Source organism: Pseudoalteromonas sp. S2893 (assembly GCF_005887105.1).
Taxonomy (GTDB): domain Bacteria; phylum Pseudomonadota; class Gammaproteobacteria; order Enterobacterales; family Alteromonadaceae; genus Pseudoalteromonas; species Pseudoalteromonas atlantica.
This window is the reverse complement of the sequence record NZ_PNCY01000009.1, coordinates 129,762-144,465: the sequence shown is the minus strand read 5'-3', so window position 1 is coordinate 144,465 and position 14,704 is coordinate 129,762. Positions and strand designations below refer to the sequence as shown.

General features: G+C 39.4%; 10 protein-coding genes. 2 read left to right on the top strand and 8 right to left on the bottom strand.

The window, feature by feature from the left end:
• Window positions 1-80: 80 nt before the first annotated feature.
• From CWC04_RS05470 to CWC04_RS05450, 5 genes are all read right to left on the bottom strand, one after another.
• Complete coding sequence (locus CWC04_RS05470) at window positions 81-6,380, bottom strand: M4 family metallopeptidase (protein WP_138684835.1); 6,300 nt, start codon at window positions 6,378-6,380, stop codon at window positions 81-83.
• A 189-nt stretch (window positions 6,381-6,569) separates the two neighbouring features.
• Complete coding sequence (locus tag CWC04_RS05465) at window positions 6,570-7,085, bottom strand: DUF4240 domain-containing protein (protein ID WP_138684834.1); 516 nt, start codon at window positions 7,083-7,085, stop codon at window positions 6,570-6,572.
• The gene (locus CWC04_RS05460; protein WP_004586332.1) at window positions 7,085-7,276 is read right to left on the bottom strand and encodes a YwbE family protein; all 192 of its coding nucleotides are present in this window, start codon (window positions 7,274-7,276) and stop codon (window positions 7,085-7,087) included. The genes CWC04_RS05465 and CWC04_RS05460 overlap by 1 nt, the downstream gene beginning before the upstream one ends.
• 59 nt (window positions 7,277-7,335) lie before the next feature.
• Entirely contained in the window at window positions 7,336-7,617 is a 282-nt protein-coding gene (locus CWC04_RS05455) for a hypothetical protein (RefSeq protein WP_138684833.1), read from the bottom strand.
• Between the two features lie 3 nt (window positions 7,618-7,620).
• Window positions 7,621-7,833: a hypothetical protein gene (locus tag CWC04_RS05450; protein WP_138684832.1), complete on the bottom strand. Its 213-nt coding sequence runs from the start codon at window positions 7,831-7,833 to the stop codon at window positions 7,621-7,623.
• Window positions 7,834-7,922: 89 nt separating this feature from the next.
• On the opposite strand from CWC04_RS05450, the gene CWC04_RS05445 reads away from it, so the two are divergent.
• Window positions 7,923-8,750 (top strand): ion transporter, encoded by an 828-nt coding sequence (locus CWC04_RS05445; RefSeq protein ID WP_004586335.1) that lies wholly within the window; start codon window positions 7,923-7,925, stop codon window positions 8,748-8,750.
• A gap of 67 nt (window positions 8,751-8,817) precedes the next feature.
• Here CWC04_RS05445 and CWC04_RS05440 read toward each other — a convergent pair whose 3' ends face one another.
• Window positions 8,818-9,933: a DUF748 domain-containing protein gene (locus CWC04_RS05440; protein WP_138684831.1), complete on the bottom strand. Its 1,116-nt coding sequence runs from the start codon at window positions 9,931-9,933 to the stop codon at window positions 8,818-8,820.
• A 261-nt stretch (window positions 9,934-10,194) separates the two neighbouring features.
• Between CWC04_RS05440 and CWC04_RS19650 the strand changes: the two genes are divergently transcribed.
• Window positions 10,195-10,338, top strand: coding sequence for a hypothetical protein (locus CWC04_RS19650; protein WP_171038561.1), 144 nt, complete (start codon window positions 10,195-10,197; stop codon window positions 10,336-10,338).
• Window positions 10,339-10,394: 56 nt separating this feature from the next.
• On the opposite strand, the gene asd is transcribed toward CWC04_RS19650, so the two are convergent.
• A complete protein-coding gene (gene asd / locus CWC04_RS05435) occupies window positions 10,395-11,534 on the bottom strand; it encodes an aspartate-semialdehyde dehydrogenase (protein ID WP_039972138.1) in 1,140 nt (379 codons plus the stop codon).
• A 366-nt stretch (window positions 11,535-11,900) separates the two neighbouring features.
• Window positions 11,901-14,618: a TonB-dependent receptor plug domain-containing protein gene (locus CWC04_RS05430; protein WP_024031699.1), complete on the bottom strand. Its 2,718-nt coding sequence runs from the start codon at window positions 14,616-14,618 to the stop codon at window positions 11,901-11,903.
• Window positions 14,619-14,704: the final 86 nt, after the last annotated feature.

Here is a 14,704-nt window from a genome sequence, read left to right as displayed (position 1 = left end):
CATTTGGTTCATAAAAGAAAAAGCCCCTTGAATACATCAAGGGGCTTTTATCAATATAAGAATATATTTATTAGTAAGTGTTACTTAAAGCACTGCGCTCTTGTGTACACAACAGAAAGTGCTAAAAGCAGCAAAATGAAGGCTAATGAACCACCGCCACTGCCCTTTTCACTACTTGTGCCAGATGCATTAGTGACAGTCACAGCTAAACTTTGCTCAGTCTCACCTTCACCATCAGATACAATAAGCTTGAAGCCCAGCTCTGTAGTTTGCGACACACTCGGCGCTGTAAACTTAAGTGTGCTGGAGTCAACATCGCTTAGCGCCACTTCTACACCCATTGTTTGAACCCACTTAAAAGAAAGCTCTGAGGATTCTTTATCGCTTGCAGACGCTGTCACTGAAACTGCCTGACCTTCTTTAACCGAAACCGCAGATGTACTTAATTCTACACTTGGTAGCTGATTAACATGTAAAAAGCTAACGGTGTATACTTGCGTAAATTGCTCATAGCCATCTGATATCACTAACGTAATATCCGCATCAACCGTTTGCTCAAGCTCACCCACGGTAAGTACCGCTTTACCTTGAGTATCCTCAGCTGTAATGGATAACTGAGGGTGTTCAACACGCCATTCGTAAGATAACGTATCTCCATCAGGGTCAGTAGAGCCAGAAGCATCAAGCTCAATAGTAGCAAGCTCTTCTATTGTGGCCGGCATATCTACATCTAATACTGGCGCCTGATTTAGACTCTCCTGCGCTAGTTTTGCCACAACTTCAATAACCCCATTAACCTCTCCATCAAGGTCGAATGCGCTACCATCTGCGATTGCAAAGCTAAAGCAGCGTGAACACACTTGCTCATATACATTACCTGATAATACAGTGGCCGACTGCCAACCAGCAGCGGTTAGTACTCTTACTTGCATGTCTGAGCTTAAAATTGCATTTACATACTCAGGTAGTGCAATTTCTGCGGTGCTTGATGAATTAGATAACGTAACACGAAGGTTAATTACATCACTTTTAGCTTGGAAGTGAGGTTCTATTATATCTAAATCTGAGAAATAAGTGCTAAGCGCTTGTTCAGAAATAGACATATCAGCAATATAACCCGCTGCTAGAGCCTCTTTAATGCTACCTACAGCTAAGTGATTAAACTCATCAATACTGTGAGCACTATCACCTGAAGCTAAGATAGCTGTATTAGTAGTAGAAGTGCTATCTAGGTAATCAGCAATACCATCTTTATCACTATCACCTACTCCTTCTTCAATATCAGGTATACCGTCGCCATCAGTATCTAGCTCAGGGTCATCAAATATAACGCTATCAACAATACGTAAACTAGTTTGCTTAGTTGCTAGTAGTTCATCACCTTGTTTTACGCGTAAAGTTAAATCTATATTATTGGTTTGCTCAGAAAGATTTGCGCTAAATGAAACATCCCACTGTGAATCAGCTGTTTTATAAATGTAAAAATCAACACCTGTGGGGCCAATAAGCTCAAGGGATACATCACTACCTGTACTCGGTAAATTTACTAACTTAATGGTGGCATTAAAGTCAGGTAAAGAACGCTGAATAGTTTTATTAACTGCTTTACCATTTTGATAAAAATCAGTAATAAACTGCGCCTGTGCCGCTTCACTTAAGTACACTAGCTGGCTGTTATCATTTTTGTCTATAAACGCATTACCATTAGATAGGACACTAATACTTGCTGCGCTACCTACAAATTCTCGCGCTAACTCAAGCTTAATAGGTCCATACTGATTAGTAGTAAAATACTGGGTGCTATTATTAGCTTGTAAATGAAAGCTAGAGTAACCATATGGGTTAGCGCCGCTAATAAAAACATCTACAAGCACATTACCATTTTGATACACATACGTAGTAGGCTGAATACTGATTTCAGGGAAAATCATAGCCCTTACGTCGCCTGATACATGATTTCCAGCTTCATCAACTGCAGATACAGGAATAGATACATCGCCCGTTCTAAATACAAAGCTATCATCAATTTCCAGAAGCGTTATAGCTGAAACACTATCGTAAATAACACGATTATCTACAAGTGCATTTTTTATAGCCGCGATCGTGCTGCCATAAACATTAAAAGTATACGGTTGGATAATCGGGGCAGTTGTATCAACAAGTGTGACTGTTTGTATCGCCGATGTTTCGTTACCAACATTATCTCGTGCAATCCATGTAATCTGGTGCTCGCCAAGGGGCAGGTAAGACCCTGAGCTTGTGTATACTTGAGGCTCTAAATGACCGTTATCTCTAGCCTCTGGAGTATATAGACGGGTAATATTAGTAATTTGTGAAGTCGCTTCAAGCGTAATCGGCTCAAGACTCGATATAAACTCAGGCGGACTATTTTCACCGCGGCTTGCATCATCTGGGTGGCTATCTTCACTGTCTTGGACACCATCGCCATCTGAATCTGAGCTAAGCGGATTACCCGAAAGTTGATACTCTTGTAAATTAGTCAAACCATCATAGTCGGCGTCATAATTAGCGTCGTAGGGTTCTAAAGCATTTAGCCCATATTCAACTTCCCAAAAATCAGGAATACCGTCCGAATCATAGTCGCTGGTGAGGTCTATATCTGCAGACCAGGTAATGTTATCAACTGATAACGGTTGCTGCTGAAGGTATAAGTCCTCATATTTAACTTTAATAATATTAAAACCATCATCTACCGGTAACAATAAACGAGACTGGCTACCACGATTTACATCTATAGGGCTACCATTTAAGCTTATTTGCAGCGCTGGAGAGTCATAAACCAAATAGTCTAAGTTAATAAAACCGGCTTCAAATAACCCCGCAATGGCAAACCCCCCAACCTTGCTAGTAGGCGTTAATGCTAAGCTAAGGCTTGCATCGCCCAAAGTTGACCAACTTGTATTAGCTTGCCAACCCCAAGAGTTAACAGCAAGTTCGGTAAACTTAGTCGGAAGAAGGCCATCTTCAAAGCTTTCATTTAATTGCGTGAAAGATTGCACTAATGATGAAGCATCGTTAGCTAGACTCTGAGAGTAAAACTCCTGAATATTTGTATAGCCATCTTCATCGTAATCTAAATTAGCATCTGCAGCATCTAAAGGTAAAAGATCATTACTTACCTCATAGCCATCACTTAGTTCATCACCATCTGTATCTGCTGAGGTTGGATTTGTTCCTAGGTTAAATTCTTCTAGGGCTGAAAGACCGTCAGTATCAGCATCAGATGCAGCATCACTTGCATCAAGGCGATTTAATCCATTAACTAATTCCCAGTAATCTGGCAGTTGATCGTTATCAGTATCTGTTAAATCAGTTGGAGAAAATAAAGCAAAGTTATCAAGCCATACAGTATCGGCACCGAATGAGACAGAACCGTCTTTATAATATTTAAATTCAATATTATGAAGCCCTTCGCTTAGGTTAAGCACAATAGACGTTGCTTCTGTGGTATTTGAATTACCTCGGTCATTACGCTCAAAAACGGGTTGTCCATCAATAGTAATACTTAAAAAATCGCAGCAAGACTCTGATTCAATTTTATAATCGAATGCTAATACACTCTCTTCAAATAAACCTGTTACGGTGAAGCTACTAAACTGTGAGTGACTAATAACGCCTGAGCGAATACTTTGTATACCGTCGGTCGCAAAATCATTCGTAATAAACCAAGGAGCACTAGAACCTTCGGCTTCAACCATCCAACTAGGTAGTGCAGAGCCTTCAAAGGAGGTAGTGAGGTTTAAAGCAACAGGGAAAGAAGTATCTGACTGCGGATCAGTGTTTGCTAAATACTCGGTTAGATTTGAAAACCCATCATTATCTGCATCTTCTGCTGCATCAGACGAGCTGGTTAAATCTAAACTATTATTGTACTCCCAGCCATCAGGGATAGTATCGCCATCTGTATCAGGGTTATTTGGTAAACCCGCGTTTAAAAACTCTAAAAGGTTAGATAAGCCATCCGCGTCAGCATCAAGTGATGCATCTTCACTATTATTAATATCAAGACCATGCTGTAATTCCCAAGAATCAGACATACCGTCATTATCAGCATCAGGAAAATTAGGCCCTATATATAAATTATCTATATATACAGCATCTGCAGGAGTAGAAACGGACATATCTTTAAAATAAGTAAACTTAACAGTATTTAGCCCAGCAGGAACTTGGAAAGACGCCGCTTTCCACTGGCTTATGCCTGACTCATCTAAAACAACTGAACCATTAATATAAACAGTAAAATAGTCATAACCAACTTCTGTGTCTAATGCGTAGTTAAAGTTTACATAGCCTTGCTCGCTATTTAAAAAGCTAAACTCAACACTGGTTGATTGGTTGTCTGTAATGTCGTTATTAGTCAACACAAAGCCAGAATCTTCATTAATTTGAGTTGTTAACCAAGGCGTTTGTAAATTTGACGAAATAAGCAAATCTGGAACAGCTGCATCATCGAAGTCAAAGGTTGTTTCAGGAAAAACGACCGGCTCAGAGCTTGCGTCTGAAGGGTCACTGTTACCAAAAAACTCGATTACATTACTCCAGGTGTCTGAGTCTAAATCAAGTTGAGCATCATCTGCATTTAATGGGTTTAATGAAAACGAAACTTCCCAGCCATCAGGCATGCGGTCAAAGTCAGAGTCTGCATTGTTAGGTTCAGTAAGGTATACATTAACTTCATCATAATCTGATAGATCATCTGAGTCGGTATCCGTTGCATTAGGGAAAGTATTCGCTAAGTATTCTTCAAGGTTTGTTAAACCATCTTGGTCTAAATCAAGTCCAGCGTCATCAGCATTACTAGGATCTAATCCGTAAAACAGCTCCCAGTTATCATCCATTAAATCGGCATCGGCATCTATAAACTGAATGTTATCGCAAGTAACGCCTACTTCATTAAATGCTGCGATGACATCGTTAGCTTCATACCTTAAATCAATAGCAGAATTTATAGCACCACAGGCACCATCAATAAAATCACTAGAGTTAACCCAATAGTTTTGATTTGCAAAAAGCATTATCTCGAACGCTTTTTTAGGGTCCCAACCATCAGTGTTCGAAAGTAGGAAGAAAGCACGATTAAAAACACCACTACTAAAGTGAACATCCATACCTGAGTAATATTCACTTGCGTGGTCAATCGAAAGCCCATCTAGTGATGGCGTTTCAAAATAACGAAGTGCGGGGCTAGTTTTTGAAATATCAGCGCCAGATAACCAATCAGTCTCTGCGCGTAAAAAATACTCGGCTGTTTCACCCGCCATATCAGAAAAAGATTCGTTTATACCACCAGATTGTTCTGCATAAATTAAATTAGAGTTTTGGCTAGTAAAACCATGGCTTACCTCATGAGATACGATATCAAGTGAAACCAACGGGTAAAACCTATCAGCGCCATCGCCAAAGGTCATGGCCTGACCATTCCACGTTGCATTTTCCCAGTTATCACCACTGTGAACACGCATCAACAATTGAAAAGTAAGCGGAGCCGTGTTGTACCATTGTTGATACATATCAAATACCGCAGTACCAAATGCATGGGCATCATTTAGTGGGGAGTAAGCTCCATTTACTTCTTTGTAGGTATTCCTATCACAGGCAAAAGAGTAAGCTTCACTTGGCTCAAAACCCGACTCCATGGTGACAGTTTTAACTTTCTCGTTTTCTAAAAAACACATCTCACCACGCTGCGTCACATCCAGTGCTTCAACGTCAGTGCCGTATTCATACTGCCCTATTTTTGTATTACCGCCAGGGCCTGTACCTTGGGCACTTTTAATATTATCCCACTGTTTAAATACACTGTAATCAGATTCGCTTACTAAACCTATTGGCTTTTTTTCAACGCCATTTTCAAATACATTTAATTCAATTAAGCGAGCAAAATGTGCGACTCCGTTATCAATATAAACATAACGTTGGTTGTTTAATACTTGATAAGCAGTAGATTCATCAAGTTTAGCGTTTACTAAAATAGATTTAACCGCAGAAAATTCATCAAACTGATTATTAGCCGTTTTATTTAAAGATACAGCATCGATATTTTTCGCAAAAAAACCACTTATGTGTTGATTGCTAGGTTGCACTCGTATTTGCTGCCCCCAAATAGGCACGCCTGCAAAAAACTGCTGCATCTTTTTGGCTGATGACCGAGTTTGTTTTGCATTTAAGGCTTGAGGCGTATCTAACTCAATAAAGTAAGAATGGGTGGATGCCTGATTAGTTAAACCTACGCTTTGATTTAAAAGTAAGTTAACTTCTGATAAAGATGATTTGTTTACTCGTTGCGAAACCGCCGCGTGTGCACTTAGCGAATTTAAAAAGCAAAACGCTATCAATCCTGATGAGAGTGTTTTATACATAACATTCCTATGTCGTATATTGTTATATTCAGTGTTTGTTCAGTTAAAAACACATTAATGTAACATAACTATTAACATAGAGTCATTTAAAAAAGTGAATAAATGGGTACGATTGTGAACAACTGTGAAAGGAAAATTCAAGATGGTGGCGTTAAATGCAACCATCTTGAATGTAAATAACGTTAAGTATTACTGCCAGTATTTTGCAAATAATTGCGGATAGCTTTGTTTTAAAAACTTGGGTTTATCTTTAAAGCGTTTACCTGCAGGTTGCTCGCCTGAGGGTACAAAAGGTAATTCGTCGTCGTTGCGCTCTTCAAATAATAAACCGGCTATTAAGTCGTATTCATCAATATAAGGGTAAGGTTGCTCATTTAAATAATACACAGGGGAGCACTGTGCAAGTGAGTCGGCATTGCTTAATGCGTTATTAAATACCGTCTCCCCGCGGGAGATGAGCCAGCACCTAAATTCGCTAAAACCGTATTCGTCGTTACAACCAGCCATAACAAATGCGGCACCAAATAAATCCCAGGTAAAACATTTGCGCATGTGAATAACAAAAAATTTATCAAAAGCAATGAGCTGCTCGTCAGTTAACTCGCTCAATTTAGCTTTTAAGTTGTCGCTTACGCTTTGTGGGTCGAGCCCTAACTCAGGCGTGGTCACTAAATCCCAAAATTCCTGCTCTGTTAACGCTGTCATTATAAAATCTCTTTTACTCGGCCGACTTGACCATCTTCTAGGCGTACTTTAATACCATGCGGGTGATTAGGTGATTTAGTTAATAAACGCTCAACTACACCTTGAGTTAATGTGCCGCTGCGTTGATCTTCTTTTAATACAATATTTACGGTTGTACCTGGTGTGATTTGCGAGCGCGATGGAACAGCCATGCTTTACATCCTAAAAATAATTTTGGTAATTATAACGTCCATAGCTAGGCAAACCAATGTTAATCAACTAAAAACGCTATTTGCTTAGCCGCTACCGGTAAGCTTATTTTGCTAAGCTCAGCGTGAATAATATCGACTAACTGACAAAAATGCGCTTCGGTGTCGTTATAGGCTATATCATCTTCAAAATAGCAGCTTATTTTTAGTGACTTTGCTTCGTTTTTTAAATCAATGGTGTGAGTTAAATAAGCAAAACCATAATGAGTCGCTTTTATTTGTTCACAGGCGTTGGTGAGGGCTTGGCGTATTTGTTTATCACGCAATTTTTGTGTTTTAGTCATAAATTATTGTGTTTTTTCACTTTGCTGTTTTTTATACTCTTCAAAATTTTTATCTTGATTTTCAAGGCACTCGTAATACTCTTTATCGGCTTTATAATTACATTCATCTAAACGCGCTGATTGAATTTCGTGAAAGCGAGCGTCGGAGCTGCACCCTGCAAGTACCGAAAATCCCACAAACAACAATGCGCTTTTAGTTATTTGACTGATTAACATTAGAATTCCTTACACTTTCGTTATCGAAAGCAACAATATTATTGTATATTAGCGTCATAAAAACCTGACTTTGCATAGGACCCATAATTATGATGTCGCAGTTACAAAAGCTGTTTCAGCGTATAGACAAAAGCAAGATATTTCAATCATTTGTTATAGCTGTCATTGTTGTTTCTGCCCTCACCGTAGGTGCTCATACATATTCTCTTCACCCCACCGTAGAATTTATTCTAAATTGGATGGATGTAGGGATCACAGCTTTCTTTTTAATAGAGCTCATTATTCGATTTATTGCAAGTAAAGGAATAAAAGACTTCTTTTCAAAGGGCTGGAATATATTCGATACCATTATTGTACTTGGCAGCTTATACCCAGCTGCAGGCTCAACCATGTTACTTGCCCGATTGCTGCGTATATTTAGGGTACTGCGTTTAGTATCTATGATCCCTGAGCTGCGTTTGCTTGTAAATTCGTTACTTAAAGCCATTCCGCAAATGGGCTATATAGCACTGCTTATGTTTGTTATTTTTTATATTTACGCAGCCATGGGCAGTATGATGTTTGCCGATATTAACCCCGTGCTTTGGCAAGATGTATCCATTTCAATGTTAACGCTATTTAGGATAGCCACCTTTGAAGATTGGACCGACATTATGTACGAAACCATGGCGGTGTACGAGCTGAGCTGGATTTACTACCTCACGTTTATCTTTTTAACTGCGTTTGTGTTTTTAAACATGATGGTAGGTGCCATTTTAGAAGTAATGAGCGAGGAGCATCGAAATGCCCGTGAGCTAAAAGCGGATAATAACTCACTTCCTGCAACGCAAGGACAAGTGGTTGAACTACAAGCGCAAATAGCTGAGCTAAAAACGTTATTAAGTAAAACCTCAGATATTACCAACTCCAATAAATAGCTGATCTATTTTACTTGCTAAAAACTTAAAAAGCCCTTTGTATTGAGTTAATACAAAGGGCTTTTAGTTACTCACCTTGTTGTTCTTGCGTGCTTTCAAACGAAATTACATTATCAACCTTCATTTTAAATGCTTCAAAAAACGCATTTTTTAATACCGAAACCACGGCTTCAAAAGTAGATACATCAGCGTTATCTAACTGCCCATCTATGGGCACACGAGCAGCCACCAGCTTTGACTCGTCGTTTTCTAATAACGAGCTGAGTAAATCAATACTGCCTTCAAAAATAGCGGTAAATAGACCGTCATCATCTTTTTCTATATCTTCGCGCCACGAAAAAACACTTAAATCGTGCACACCCGCTTTTACATATCCATTTAAGTTATTATTGTTAGCGGCCAATTCCATTGCGCCATCTATTCCGCCGGCTTCAATGTCAAATGGGGTATACACTTTAAAAACAGTTTCGAGATTTTTAACCGAAAAACGCTGCACTTCAACATTAAAATCAAAATTAGCTTCATCACTAAAAGGGTCTAATTTACCATTTAAAGACAGCTTAGCTTCGCCCATTAGCTGCCCTTCTACTTTTAAACTCGTGACTAAGGTTTTAGAGAGGTTTTGTGCATTGGTAATATTGTTAATGTTAGCGTTTATATTTGATACGTAAGTAGGCTGCTCTCCTTCGCTGGTGGCGTTAACCAAGGTTACTTTACCATTGTCTATACGTAGCGTATCGATTGAAAAAGGCACGAGATCATTAGCAAGGCCTACCCACGTGGTTTCATCTTTCACCTGTTGGTTTTGTTCTGCGGTAGTTGGGTCTTTATCGTAAATAACAATTTCTGGGCGGGTAAAAGCCATGTTGGTGACAAAATTACCGTTTAATAAAGCAGACCACGCAAGCGAAAAATCAAGTGTATCTATAGACAGTAACGGCTTAGGCACCTGCGTGGCATCTATCGCGTAAATTTCTACCTCATCAACAGCGTAAGCGCCACGGTATAAGTACAAATCAACATCACCCACATGCCCTGTTATGCCTTGGGTTTGTTCAAGCTGCTGATTTACATAATATTGAACCGCATAAGGGGCTAAAGCCCTGAGTAAAATTAACCCCAAGGCTATAACCACTAAAGCATAAAACCATTTTTTGCGTGTATTTTTAAAAGTAGAAGCCATTATCTATCCTTATGTGAAGGCTTAGCATCTCGGCATAAGTAAAAAATACCTGCATAAGTGAATTAAGTACCCACAAAGCAGCTAAAACCGAGCGAATAAAGCTGTAATAGATTATTACGAGCAAAAGCTATACCAAAAAATGCAATGAGCCGAGTTAACCAAGCTTACTGAACCTTTCATATACTCATAAATTTTATGACTGCTCCAACAGAGCGTAGGGGGTGGCAATATTAATATTTATTACGTTTTTCCTTGGTATTAATGAAGCACAAACTTATGCGCTTTATATACAGTGTGTTTATATACAGCGCGTTACAGCACCATTGCGCAAGCGTTGTAAATAGCAAAACGAAAGCAAAACACGAAGGAAAAAATAAAGTAGCGTATGCAGTGCCGCTTAACTAAAAAAGGGGTTAGCAATACGCTAACCCCTATTTAATATACACTTTCAAATGCAGAAATTATTCACCGTCTACAATGATGCGAAGCATACGACGAAGTGGCTCTGCAGCGCCCCATAACAGCTGATCGCCCACGGTAAATGCGCTAATGTATTTAGGACCCATGGCTAATTTACGAATACGACCAACAGGAATACTTAAAGTACCTGTTACTTTAACTGGGGTTAAGTCAGTTGCACTAATTTCGCGCTCATTAGGGATAACTTTAACCCACTCGTTATGCGAAGCTAAAATTTCTTCAATTTTTTCTACGCTAATGTCTTCACGTAATTTAATGGTCATCGCTTGGCTATGACAACGCATTGCACCAATACGTACACATAAACCATCAATTGGCACAGGCTGTTTAGAAGATCCTAAAATTTTGTTCGCTTCAACCTGAGCTTTCCACTCTTCTTTAGACTGGCCACTTGGCATTGGTACGTCAATCCAAGGAATTAAGCTACCGGCTAGCGGCACGCCAAATTGGTCTTGTGGTAAATCGCTTGAAGCCATTTTTTCGCTCACTATTTTATCAATTTCTAAAATAGCTGAACTTGGGTTATCTAGTTGCTCGGCAACGCTTGAATGAATAGCGCCCATTTGTGCTATGAGCTCTTTCATATTACGAGCGCCGGCACCAGAGGCCGCTTGGTAAGTCATTGGGCTTACCCACTCAATTAGGTCTTGCTCAAACAAACCACCTAAAGCAAGTAGCATTAACGATACGGTACAGTTACCACCTACAAAAGTTTTTACGCCTTGCTCTAAACCTTGTTCAATGACATCTTTATTTACAGGGTCAAGTACAATAATGCTGTCATCAACCATACGAAGTGCAGAAGCTGCATCAATCCAGTAACCATCCCAACCCGATTCGCGTAATTTAGGGTAAACCGCTTTGGTATAATCACCACCTTGACAGGTAACAATAATATCCATTTTCGCAAGTTCATTTACATCACTTGCATCTAATAACGGTTTTGCGTCGCCAGCAATATCAGGGCCGAGTTGCCCTGCTTGTGAGGTGGTGAAAAAGGTGGTGTCGATATGTGCAAAATCACTTTGCTGTTGCATACGTTCTAATAACACAGAGCCAACCATGCCACGCCAACCGACCAATCCTACTTTTTTCATTGTTTTTTCCACTGTTTGATTCATAAAAGATGCCTTAATACATTAAAAATTAAAATTCATTGCGTGAGAATTAATTTTTATTAAAACCAATCATATTAAGTTATTAATCATTTATAGCGGCAAATTAATAGCGAGATAACAAGCCATAAATTTTTGTATGCAGCTGTTTTGCATCAAAATTTATAACGCCGTTCACGCTTTATTTAGCACACTAGAATGACTAGATATTTAAGTTGATTAGTATAAAGCTAACCTAACACCCCAAGCGCCCTAAAACTAGTGAATAAAGCGAAACTTAAATATTTTTCATAGTCATAAAAAAGCCCTGTATTAAATACAGGGCTAATCGGTAGTTAGGTTTTATTATATCCCCCTTCCTTGGGAAGAAAATTAAAACTCGTAGCTGTAACTTAAATCAAACGTTACACCTTGCTCTTTTGAGCGCACTATAATGTCTGATTGTGTTACCTCTTGATCTTCATCGAGTAAGTTTTTAACTTTAAACTTAATCTTAGAATTAAAATCAGGGTAATAAGTATAAACTAAATCAAGTGAGTGAAATGGCTGCTCATACGCGTCATCTCTATTAGCAACACCCGCTGCTAAAATTCGCTCACCAAATACGTTATAAACTAATGAACTGCTGTGCATGCCATCTAACGAATCGTAGTTTAATTGTAAATTAACTACATATTCAGAGTGGCCTGTCATACGTTTTTTAGGATTAGTTAATGTACCCGCCAGTGCTGGGTCAATAGACGCTTCAGAATCACTTAATGTGATATTACCACTAGTAAATAGGCCTTCACTTACAAATGTTAAGTCTTGTAGCCATTCGGCTTCAATACCATAAACTTCTGCTGTTTCACCATTTATAAACGATGCTGAGTAATCTTCATCACCAATGTTTAAAACCGTTTCAATTGGCGCAGTAATATCTTTATAAAACGCCGCTACGCTAAATGAATTACCGGCTTGTCCGTAATATTCATAACGTAAGTCGTAGTTTTTAATTGGGCTACTTTTAATCCCCGTACGACCAAACGTTCTAATGTCGGTCAAAGGGTCATAATACGTAACAGGCACTACTTCACGAAAATCAGGACGAACTACTGTTTCACCATAACCTAAGCGCACTTGGTAATCATCGCCACCTACATAGGTAATAGACAGTGCCGGGTACCAATCATCGGTAATCACAGAGCCTGCTTGAATTTTATCTGGATCGTAAAAGGTATTTAAATCGTCTTCATCAAAAATAAGGCTCGATGTACCGATAGAAGATTGTTTAAATTCTTCATAACGAATACCACCGCTTATTCTTATCCATTGATCATAAAACACATCGAAAGACGCATAACCTGCATCTACCTTTTGCGCAGCAATGTAATCATCGGCATCAGGGGCTGTTGGCTCATTAAAGTCAACTAACACAGCGTTATTATCAATAAAGTCGTCAGTTAAAAAGCCACTATTATTAAGCGCATCATTACTACCGTCGTTTATTGAAATACCTGAGCCGCCACTGTTGTTTATAGCAAAGCTTGAGGTATTAAATATTCGGGCTCTGTCAGAAAAATCGTAACCAACTTTAAACTCAACTTCCATAGACTCAAAGCTAAGCGGCAGCGTTAAGTTACCACCGTACGATTTAACACGCTCTTCCATATTGGTGTATGACATAATTACACGGTTATCATCCCCTGTAATAGTTGAGCCGGCATAGCTGCCATCACTATTATAAGTGTCACGAAACTCAAAATCGGCACTGGTAGGTATATCAGTCGTTGCTTTAGCTTCGGTGTACTGCCAATCGGCACCAATACCAAAATAATCTAAAAAGGTATGTTGGCCCATAACTTGAGTAATGTTTAATTGGCGTTCTTCGTAATTAAACTCATGATTACGGTTTGCAATCCCATCACCCGCAATACTAAACGTAGAACTCCCCGCAGGGCTTTGCGAAATAGCAATTTCAGACTCATCTTCATTATCAATAATGTAAAGCTGTTGAGCAGAAATACTGTGCGTACCTAAACGGTATGACAAGCTTAATGAACCATTATAACTTTCGGTTTCAGTTGTCACTTGCGAATTTTTGACTGTGTTGTAACACGAGTTACTCACATCTTCACTGGTCGCTAACGACGTTGTACAATCAACATTGCCTTCTTCGTTTTCTAAATCTTGGGTGATAACTGAGCTAAAACGTTCTTCAAAATCCCATTCGTTTTTGTAAGCACCTGCCAGTAAAAACCCAACCTTGCCGCCAAAATAGCTCTCTTCAAAGCTATCACCATAATGGGCTTTAATATTATAACGCGGGTCTAACGACTCTTCTTTTAACTCATAATCGCGAGGAAGCGACTTTAAAAGTGCGTTATTAACAGCGGTTGCTTGTTCTGCACGCGTTAAATCGCCATCTTCAAAGCCTTCACTACTAACAATATTGCCAATACTAAAATCACCACGGTATGTTGAAATAGCCTGTGATAACTCACTTGGAATGCCATTTTCGTTACGATTGTAGGTAAAGCCATCACTTGATGCCGTATCGTAACCTGCACCCACTTCAATGCCTGCTGTAAATTCACTCGGTGCGGTTTTAGTTCTAATATCTATATTACCGCCACCAAACGCTGCTGGCATGTCTGGAGAGTAAGCTTTTTGAACAGCCATACTTTCAATAATACTTGCAGGGAAAATATCCAGCGGAATAACGTTACGGGTTAAATCTGGGCTTGGGATGTAAGCGCCATTTAAACGCGCACTAGAGTAACGCTCACCAAGGCCCCTAACGTAAATAAACTTACCATCAACAAGCGTTAGGCCTGTTACTCGACGAAGCGCAGATGCTGCGTCGCTGTCGCCCGTGCGTGATAATTGTTCAGAGCCTAAAATATCGGCAACAAAAGCTTGGTTTTTACGTTCTTCTACAACTGCCGCAGCGCTCCCTTGTAAACGCGTACCTACAGCAACAACTTCTTCTATTTCTTGTTCGTTTGTTAACTGTTCATCGGCTTGTGCAGCAATTAAGCTAGTCGAATGAGCGACTAAACCTAAACCAATTGCCCAGGTAATTTGATTGAGTCTATGCTTTTTAGACATGAGATAATCCTAATCAGGTTATACAAAAGAGGCGCCTGACGCTTAAATAACAAGCCACAAGGCGCCTTTAATCAGAGGTTATAATG

Bases quoted from the DNA above. Each gene is read 5' to 3' on its own strand.
- CWC04_RS05470 (WP_138684835.1), bottom strand. From the start codon at position 6,380: ATGTATAAAACACTCTCATCAGGATTGATAGCGTTTTGCTTTTTAAAT.
- CWC04_RS05465 (WP_138684834.1), bottom strand. From the start codon at position 7,085: ATGACAGCGTTAACAGAGCAGGAATTTTGGGATTTAGTGACCACGCCT.
- CWC04_RS05460 (WP_004586332.1), bottom strand. From the start codon at position 7,276: ATGGCTGTTCCATCGCGCTCGCAAATCACACCAGGTACAACCGTAAAT.
- CWC04_RS05455 (WP_138684833.1), bottom strand. From the start codon at position 7,617: ATGACTAAAACACAAAAATTGCGTGATAAACAAATACGCCAAGCCCTC.
- CWC04_RS05450 (WP_138684832.1), bottom strand. From the start codon at position 7,833: ATGTTAATCAGTCAAATAACTAAAAGCGCATTGTTGTTTGTGGGATTT.
- CWC04_RS05445 (WP_004586335.1), top strand. From the start codon at position 7,923: ATGATGTCGCAGTTACAAAAGCTGTTTCAGCGTATAGACAAAAGCAAG.
- CWC04_RS05440 (WP_138684831.1), bottom strand. From the start codon at position 9,933: ATGGCTTCTACTTTTAAAAATACACGCAAAAAATGGTTTTATGCTTTA.
- CWC04_RS19650 (WP_171038561.1), top strand. From the start codon at position 10,195: ATGAAGCACAAACTTATGCGCTTTATATACAGTGTGTTTATATACAGC.
- asd (WP_039972138.1), bottom strand. From the start codon at position 11,534: ATGAATCAAACAGTGGAAAAAACAATGAAAAAAGTAGGATTGGTCGGT.
- CWC04_RS05430 (WP_024031699.1), bottom strand. From the start codon at position 14,618: ATGTCTAAAAAGCATAGACTCAATCAAATTACCTGGGCAATTGGTTTA.